The organism is Mesorhizobium sp. M5C.F.Ca.IN.020.29.1.1 (assembly GCF_003997375.1).
Taxonomy (GTDB): domain Bacteria; phylum Pseudomonadota; class Alphaproteobacteria; order Rhizobiales; family Rhizobiaceae; genus Mesorhizobium; species Mesorhizobium wenxiniae.
In genome coordinates, this window is the sequence record NZ_RZSW01000279.1 from 1 (window position 1) to 7,848 (window position 7,848).

Below are 7,848 nucleotides of genomic sequence, written 5' to 3' on the forward strand. Positions count from 1 at the left end.
CGGGCGGCCATCCTCCCCTCATGGGGGAGGGATCACTCGAACACGATGCTCGGCACGGCGGCTTCAGCCGCGCCGCGTTCTTCGTTGACCCTGCCCCAGACGTTCGAGGCGATGTCTCGGTAGATCTTCGCCTCGGCGCTATCGGGCTTCGAGACCACCACCGGCGTGCCGGCATCCGAGCTTTCGCGGATACCCATTTCGAGCGGCACTTCGCCGAGGAAGGTGACGCCGAGACGCTCGGCCTCGCGGCGCGCGCCGCCATGGCCGAAGATGTCGTAGCGCTTGCCGGTGTCGGGGGCGAGGAAATAGCTCATATTCTCGACGATGCCCAACAGCGGCACGTCGACCTTCCTGAACATGTTGAGGCCTTTTCGGGCATCGATGAGGGCCAGGTCCTGCGGCGTCGAGACGATAACGGCGCCGGCCAGCGGCACCTGCTGGGCCATGGTCAGTTGCGCATCGCCGGTGCCGGGCGGCATGTCGACGACGAGCACATCTAGCGGACCCCATTCGACCTCGCGCAGCATTTGCGTCAATGCCGACATCACCATCGGCCCGCGCCAGATCATCGGCGTCTCCTCATCGACGAGGAAGCCCATCGACATAACCTTCAGGCCGTAATTCTCCATCGGCTTCAGGACCTTGCCGTCGACGGTCTGCGGCCGGCCATGGATCTTGAGCAGCCGCGGCATGGACGGGCCGTAGATGTCGGCGTCGAGCACGCCGACCCTCAGGCCGTTGGCGGCGAGGCCAAGCGCGATGTTGACGGCAGTGGTCGACTTGCCGACGCCGCCCTTGCCGGAAGCGACAGCGATAATCGCCTCGATGCCGGGCACGCCGCGCTTGCCCTGGCTGTGCGAGGCCGGAGCATGCGGGGCCGGATGTGGCGCGGCAGCGGGTGCGGCCGGCGGCGCGGGCCTGGGGGCGGGTCTCTGCGGAACCGGAGCCTCCATGCCGCCACCTTTCCTTTCCGCCGTCAGCGCAACCACGGCGCCGGCGACACCGGGGATCGCCTTGACGACACGCTCGGCGGCGGCACGCATCGGCTCCATCTCCTGGGCCCGGGCAGCCGGCACCGTGATCGAGAAGAAGACCTTGGAATCGGCAATGAAAATCTCGGAAACCATGCCGAGGTCGACGATGTTGCCGGTGAAGTCCGGTCCGTTGACCGTCTTCAGGCGCTCGATGACGATTTCCTTGGTAACGTTTTCCTGGACGGCGGGCATCAGCTTTTCCTCTGCTTTCCGCTTGAGATAATGCAGTTCCCGAACATAACCAAGCGGCGGAACGACACTCACCGAGCATGGCATCAAAACTCGCTTCTGCTCGTAGGGATTTGCGGGAGTCAAAACGTCCTTACGGAAGAGGCACGCCGATAGCGCAAGCTGCGGTCGCCGGAAGACGAAGCAGCCCTATCTTGTTGCAGGGCTTCGGACGTGCTCGCCAGCAAGGAAAGGAGACCAATCATGCTCGCAAACAGCAACGCAACGGCCAATCTCGCGGTGAAGGACCTGGCCAAGGCCAAGGCCTTCTATGAAGACGTTCTGGGGCTGACGGAGGTTCACAACGAGGGTGGCGAACTGATCGTCTACAAATGCGGCGACACCAGCATCAATGTGTATCGCTCGAAGTTCGCCGGAACCAACAAGGCGACGGCGGTGACCTGGATGGTCGGCGACGAGATCGAAAAAATTGTCAACGGGCTAAGGTCGAAAGGCGTTGTTTTCGAACATTACCACATGCCTCACACAACGGTCGAAGGCGACATCCACGTCGGTCACGGCATGAAGGTCGCCTGGTTCAAAGATCCAGACGGTAACATCCTGAACCTTGTGGACAGGTAGATTTCGCTCTGCCGCACCCATGCGACCCAAGCGCGACCCACGTCACGTCGCCAGGCTGACCGCGAAGTAGGTGAGGGCCGAAATCGCAGCCGTGGCCGGCAGAGTGACAATCCAGGCGATGACGATGTTGCCGGCGATACCCCAACGCACGGCCGAGACGCGGCGGGCGGCGCCGACACCCATGATGGCGCCGGTGATCGTATGCGTCGTCGACACCGGAATGCCGAGCCAGGTGGCGGCGAACAGGGTGATCGCACCGCCGGTCTCGGCGCAGAAACCCTGCATCGGGTTCAGCCGGGTGATCTTCGAGCCCATCGTGTGGACGATGCGCCAGCCGCCGAGCAATGTGCCCAACGCCAGCGCCGCCTGACACGTGATGACGACCCATAGCGGCACGTAGAAATTTTCTCCAATCATGCCCTGCGAATAGAGCAGCACGGCGATGATGCCCATGGTTTTCTGTGCGTCGTTGCCGCCATGGCCGAGCGAATAGAGCGAGGCAGAAACGAACTGCATGACGCGGAACGTGCTATCCACGGCAAATGGTGTCTTGCGCACGAATACCCAGGAAACTGTAAGGATCAAAACAAGCGCCAGCAGAAATCCGGTCGCCGGCGAGAGGACGATGGCCGCAATGGTCTTGCCGAGCCCGGTCCAGACGATGGCGCCGCCGCCTGCCCTTGCAACGCCGGCGCCGACCAGTCCGCCGATCAGCGCATGCGAACTGCTGGAGGGGATGCCGACGAGCCAGGTGACGATGTTCCAGACAATGGCGCCGACAAGCGCGGCGAAGATCACCCCCGGGGTGACGATGGTGGCGTCGATGATGCCCGTTCCTAGCGTCTCCGCAACATGAAGACCGAAGAACAGGAAGGCGATGAAATTGAAGAAGGCCGCCCACAGCACCGCATTGTGCGGCCTCAGCACACGCGTGGAGACGATGGTGGCGATGGAGTTGGCGGCATCGTGCAGGCCGTTAAGAAAATCGAAGAACAGCGCAACGGCGATGAGCCCGACCAACACGGGAAAGGCGATGGCGGCTTCCATTGGCTAAACGTTCTCGATGACGATGCCGCTGATCTCGTTGGCGACGTCCTCAAAGCGGTCGACCACCTTTTCCAGCTCGCCATAGATCTCGCTGCCGATCAGGTAGGCCATCGGGTCGCTGCGGCCATGTCTCTTGAACAGGTCTTTCAGGCCCTGCTCGTGCAGATCGTCGGCCCGGCCTTCCGCGCGCATGACCTCTTCGGCGATCGCGTTGAGGCGCACGCTGTGGGCCCCAATTTTGCTGAGCAATGGGATGGCCTCGTCGACCAGCTTGGCTGCAATGACGATGATGCCGCCCATTTCTTGCATCAGCGGGTCGAATTCCTTCTTCTCGAACAGCTTCACCGTCTTGACGGTCTTGTGCATCATGTCGATGGCGTCATCCATCGACTGGATCAGGTCCTTGATGTCACCGCGATCGAATGGAGTGATGAACGAGCGCCGCACAGAAAGCAGGACTTCCGCGGTGATGTGATCGGCCTGGTCTTCAAGATCGATGATCTTCTGGCACCAGCGATCGATGTCCTTGCCCTGGAGAAGCTGCTCGAGTGCCTCGGCGCCATCGACCACCGTACGGGAGTGTTGCTCGAACAGGTCGAAGAAACGATCTTCGCGCGGCAGCAGTTTGCGGAACCAGCCCAGCATGTTCAATCTCCGGTCGCCCCCACGACCTTATTTCACCCACATAGCGCCGCATGCCGCCTCCGGAACAGTAAGCCGGCTGAAAGATGTGGATGCAGCCGATTGCACGTGCGGCTTGCGGTGGCACGCAATTTCCCCGACCTTGCGCGCGACGCACCGGACAGATGGCATGATCGACAAGCTGGAATTCTTCATCGCGCTGGCCAGGGAAGAGCATTTCGGCCGGGCGGCGGAGGTGTGCGGCGTCACGCAGCCGACGCTTTCGGCCGGCATCAAGCAGCTGGAGGGCCAGCTCGGCGTGATGCTGGTATTACGCGGATCGCGCTTTCAGGGGCTGACGCCGGAGGGAGAGCAGGTGCTGGTGTGGGCGCGCCGCATCGTCGGCGATAGCAGGACCATGCGCGAGGAGATGCGGGCGGCGCGTCACGGCCTTTCGGGGCGCATCCGTATCGCCGCCATCCCGACAGCTCTGGCTATGTTGGCGCGGCTGACGACACCTTTTCGGGCAAAACATCCCGGCGTCACCTTCTCGGTGCTGTCGCGCACCTCGATCGAGGTGCTATCGCTGCTCGGCAATTTCGACATCGATGCCGGCGTCACCTATCTCGACAACGAACCGCTGGGGCGGGTGCTCAGCGTGCCGCTCTATGATGAGCGCTATCAGCTGATCACCGCGGTCGGAAACCCCTATTCCGACCGCGACAAAGTGACATGGGCGGAGCTCGGCCAGCTGCCGCTCTGCCTGCTGACGCCCGACATGCAGAACCGCCGCATCATCGACCAGCATTTGGCCGAAGCCGGCACGCAGGTGCGGCCGACGCTCGAATCCAATTCGATGATCGTGCTGTTCTCCCATATCCGTACCGGCAAATGGTCGTCGATCATGCCGCTCAACCTATCGGAAACATTCGGCTTTTCCGAGCCGATCCGGGCCATTCCGATTGTCGAGCCGGATGCCAGCCACACCGTCGGGCTGGTGGCGACGCTGCGCGAGCCGCACACGCCGCTGGTCTCGGCGCTGCTGGACGAGGCGATGGCGTTGGCAGACGATTTCCGCGCCCGCCACTGAGCTAGAGATTGCAGGCTGAACGGCATCGATAGAAGATTTCTATCGAGCAACGGATCAGCTTTATTGATTTGGTGGGTTTCGTCTGATTTTTTAACCACTTAGCGGAAGATTACTACGACCAGGGAGGGCGCTGCATGACAATGCAGCCTGCAAGTACCGAGATCGCGTTGCGCACGGCGGGGATCGTCCAGGAGCTGAAGGGCCTCGAAGGCCCGCTGTTGCCGATCCTCCACGGCATCCAGGAAGAGTTCGGTCATGTGCCGCAGGACGCGCTGCCGGTAATCGCCGAGGCGTTGAACATCTCCAAGGCGGAGGTGCACGGCGTCGTTACCTTTTATCATGACTACCGCCGCCACCCGGCCGGGCGGCATGTGCTGAAGCTTTGCCAGGCGGAAGCCTGTCAATCGATGGGCTCGGACTTGATCGCCTCCAAACTCAAGCAATTGCTGGGCATCGGCTTCCACGAGACGGCCCGCGACGGTTCGGTGACGCTGGAACCAGTCTATTGCCTCGGCCTTTGCGCCTGTGCGCCATCGGCGATGCTGGACGGCGAGGTGATCGGCCGGCTCAATGACGAAAAACTCGACGAGATCGTTGCCGAGGTACGTTCATGATCCCGCGCATCTACATTCCCGGCGATTCCGGCGCACTGGCGCTCGGTGCGGAGAAGGTCGCCAAGGCGGTTCGTGCGGAACTGGCCGATCGCGGTATTGAGGCCAAAATCGTGCGCAATGGTTCGCGCGGCGCTTATTTCCTCGAGCCGATGGTCGAAGTGGCGACAGACAAGGGCCGCGTCGCGTACGGGCCGGTGAAGCCTTCCGACGTCAAAAGCCTGTTCGACAGCGGTTTCCTCACCGGCGGCTACCACAAGCGCTGGCTGGGCGCACCCGACAAGATCCCGTTCCTGGCCAAGCAGACGCGGCTGACTTTCGCGCGTTGCGGCGTCACAGATCCGTTGTCGCTCGACAATTACAAGGCCCATGGCGGGCTGAAGGGCCTGCAAAACGCGGTGGCCATGACGCCGGCCGATGTCGTCAGCCAAGTGACCGAGTCCGGCCTGCGCGGACGTGGCGGCGCCGGCTTCCCGACCGGCATCAAATGGAAGACGGTGCTCGATACCACGGCCGACCGCAAATATATCGTCTGCAATGCCGACGAGGGTGATTCGGGCACATTCGCCGACCGCATGATCATGGAAGGCGACCCGTTCGTGCTGATCGAAGGCATGACCATTGCCGGCATCGCGACGGGCGCTACCAAGGGTTTCATCTATATCCGCTCGGAATATCCGCACGCGGTAGCGGTCATGCAGAAAGCCGTCGAGATCGCCCGCAAGGCCGGCCTGCTCGGCCTCAACGTGCTGGGTTCTCCAAATACCTTCGACATGGAAGTCCGTGTCGGTGCCGGCGCCTATGTCTGCGGCGAGGAGACCTCGCTGCTCGACAGCCTCGAAGGCAAGCGCGGGCAGGTGCGAGCCAAACCGCCGCTGCCGGCGCACAAGGGCCTGTTCGGCAAGCCGACGGTGATCAACAACGTCATCTCGCTGGCTTCGGTGCCTGTCATCATGGATAAGGGCGCAGCCTTCTACAAGGATTTCGGCATGGGCCGTTCGCGCGGCACCATCCCGATCCAGATCGCCGGCAACGTCAAATATCCCGGTCTCTATGAGGCTGCGTTCGGCATGACGCTGGGCGAGATCGTTGATGATATCGGCGGCGGCACCGCGACAGGACGTCCAGTCAAGGCCGTGCAGGTCGGCGGCCCGCTCGGCGCCTATTTCCCGCGCGCGCTGTTCGATACGCCGTTCGACTACGAAGCGTTCGCCGCCAAGGATGGACTGATCGGCCATGCCGGCATCGTCGTGTTCGACGACAGCGCCGACATGCTGAAGCAGGCGCGCTTCGCCATGGAATTCTGCAGCGTCGAAAGCTGCGGCAAGTGCACGCCCTGCCGCATCGGCTCGACGCGCGGCGTCGAGGTGCTGGACCGGCTCGCCCAGAACATCGAACCCGAGAAGCAGATCGCGCTGGTCACCGACCTTTGCAACACGATGAAGTTCGGCTCGCTTTGCGCTCTGGGCGGCTTCACCCCTTATCCGGTGATGAGTGCACTTAACCACTTCCCCGACGACTTTCGGCCGACGCCGGTCGCCGAAGCAGCGGAATAGGAGCGGACAGGTATGAACGCGGCATTCGACATCAAATCGCTGGTCCAGGAAATCGACTACGGCACGCCCGCTTCGAAAGCGGAACAGCAGGTGACGCTGACGGTCGACGGCAAGTCGGTGACCGTGCCGGCGGGGACCTCGATCATGCGCGCTTCGATGGAAGCGGGCGTCGAAATCCCCAAACTCTGCGCGACCGACATGCTGGACTCGTTCGGCTCCTGCCGGGTCTGCCTCGTCGAGATCGATGGACGCGGCGGTACGCCGGCCTCTTGCACGACGCCGGTCGGCGAAGGCATGGTCGTGCACACGCAAACCGACCGCCTCACCGCCATCCGCCGCGGCGTGATGGAACTCTATGTCTCCGACCACCCGACCGGCTGGAACGAGAAGGCCGGCACGGGCGCCAGCGAGTTCGACAAAGTCGCCAACACTGTCGGTCTGACCGAAAACCGCTACGGCATCGAGGGCCGCAACCACGTCAAGCAGGAGAACGGCGTAGCGCCCGGCCATGGTTCGCTGGCTGTTGACTACATCGCCCGCGATGAATCCAATCCTTATTTCACCTATGATCCCGCGCAATGCATCGTCTGCTCGCGTTGCGTGCGGGCCTGCGAGGAGGTGCAGGGCACCTTCGCGTTGACCATTGAGGGCCGCGGCTTCCAATCACGCATGGTCGCCGGCATGCACGAGGATTTCATCGCTTCCGAATGCGTATCCTGCGGCGCCTGCGTGCAGGCCTGCCCGACCGATGCGCTGCGCGAGAAAACCGTCCTTGCCAAGGGCCTGCCGGAGCGCTCGGCCGTCACCACCTGCGCCTATTGCGGCGTCGGCTGCTCGTTCAAGGCCGAGGTCAAGGGCGACGAGGTCATTCGCATGATGCCCTACAAGGAGGGCAAGGCGAACCACGGACATTCCTGCGTGAAGGGCCGTTTCGCTTACGGCTATGCGACCCACAAGGATCGCATCCTGTCACCGATGATCCGGGAAAAGATTACCGACCCCTGGCGGGAGGTGAGTTGGGAAGAGGCGATCGCCCATACGGCCAAGGAATTCCGCCGTATCCAGTACCAGTATAGACG

General features: G+C 62.6%; 8 protein-coding genes. 5 read left to right on the forward strand and 3 right to left on the reverse strand.

All coding sequences use genetic code 11. The annotated features are described in order from the left end of the window. Positions 1–32: 32 nt before the first annotated feature. Complete coding sequence (locus tag EOA85_RS21055) at positions 33–1,226, reverse strand: Mrp/NBP35 family ATP-binding protein (protein ID WP_065006139.1); 1,194 nt, start codon at positions 1,224–1,226, stop codon at positions 33–35. A gap of 240 nt (positions 1,227–1,466) precedes the next feature. Here EOA85_RS21055 and EOA85_RS21060 point away from each other — a divergent pair, with 240 nt between their 5' ends. Next, complete coding sequence (locus EOA85_RS21060; RefSeq protein WP_127211025.1) at positions 1,467–1,844, forward strand: VOC family protein; 378 nt, start codon at positions 1,467–1,469, stop codon at positions 1,842–1,844. Positions 1,845–1,886: 42 nt separating this feature from the next. On the opposite strand, the gene EOA85_RS21065 is transcribed toward EOA85_RS21060, so the two are convergent. Beyond that, positions 1,887–2,891, reverse strand: coding sequence for an inorganic phosphate transporter (locus EOA85_RS21065; RefSeq protein ID WP_127211026.1), 1,005 nt, complete (start codon positions 2,889–2,891; stop codon positions 1,887–1,889). A gap of 3 nt (positions 2,892–2,894) precedes the next feature. Then, complete coding sequence (locus EOA85_RS21070; RefSeq protein ID WP_127211027.1) at positions 2,895–3,536, reverse strand: DUF47 domain-containing protein; 642 nt, start codon at positions 3,534–3,536, stop codon at positions 2,895–2,897. A gap of 166 nt (positions 3,537–3,702) precedes the next feature. Between EOA85_RS21070 and EOA85_RS21075 the strand changes: the two genes are divergently transcribed. The 4 genes from EOA85_RS21075 to EOA85_RS21090 all read left to right on the forward strand — a co-directional run. After that, entirely contained in the window at positions 3,703–4,602 is a 900-nt protein-coding gene (locus EOA85_RS21075; protein WP_127211028.1) for a LysR family transcriptional regulator, read from the forward strand. 134 nt (positions 4,603–4,736) lie between these two features. Continuing rightward, positions 4,737–5,216, forward strand: coding sequence for a formate dehydrogenase subunit gamma (locus tag EOA85_RS21080; protein ID WP_127211029.1), 480 nt, complete (start codon positions 4,737–4,739; stop codon positions 5,214–5,216). Then, entirely contained in the window at positions 5,213–6,769 is a 1,557-nt protein-coding gene (locus EOA85_RS21085; RefSeq protein ID WP_127211030.1) for an NADH-quinone oxidoreductase subunit NuoF, read from the forward strand. Before EOA85_RS21080 ends, EOA85_RS21085 begins: the two co-directional genes overlap by 4 nt. A 12-nt stretch (positions 6,770–6,781) precedes the next feature. Beyond that, positions 6,782–7,848 (forward strand): 2Fe-2S iron-sulfur cluster-binding protein (locus EOA85_RS21090; RefSeq protein ID WP_127211031.1); only part of this gene is annotated, 1,067 nt, incomplete at its 3' end.

What these genes read in the sequence shown, in the direction of transcription:
- EOA85_RS21075 (WP_127211028.1), top strand. Translation starts at nt 3,703, where the DNA reads ATGATCGACAAGCTGGAATTCTTCATCGCGCTGGCCAGGGAAGAGCAT.
- EOA85_RS21065 (WP_127211026.1), bottom strand. Translation starts at nt 2,891, where the DNA reads ATGGAAGCCGCCATCGCCTTTCCCGTGTTGGTCGGGCTCATCGCCGTT.
- EOA85_RS21060 (WP_127211025.1), top strand. Translation starts at nt 1,467, where the DNA reads ATGCTCGCAAACAGCAACGCAACGGCCAATCTCGCGGTGAAGGACCTG.
- EOA85_RS21080 (WP_127211029.1), top strand. Translation starts at nt 4,737, where the DNA reads ATGACAATGCAGCCTGCAAGTACCGAGATCGCGTTGCGCACGGCGGGG.
- EOA85_RS21055 (WP_065006139.1), bottom strand. Translation starts at nt 1,226, where the DNA reads ATGCCCGCCGTCCAGGAAAACGTTACCAAGGAAATCGTCATCGAGCGC.
- EOA85_RS21085 (WP_127211030.1), top strand. Translation starts at nt 5,213, where the DNA reads ATGATCCCGCGCATCTACATTCCCGGCGATTCCGGCGCACTGGCGCTC.
- EOA85_RS21070 (WP_127211027.1), bottom strand. Translation starts at nt 3,536, where the DNA reads ATGCTGGGCTGGTTCCGCAAACTGCTGCCGCGCGAAGATCGTTTCTTC.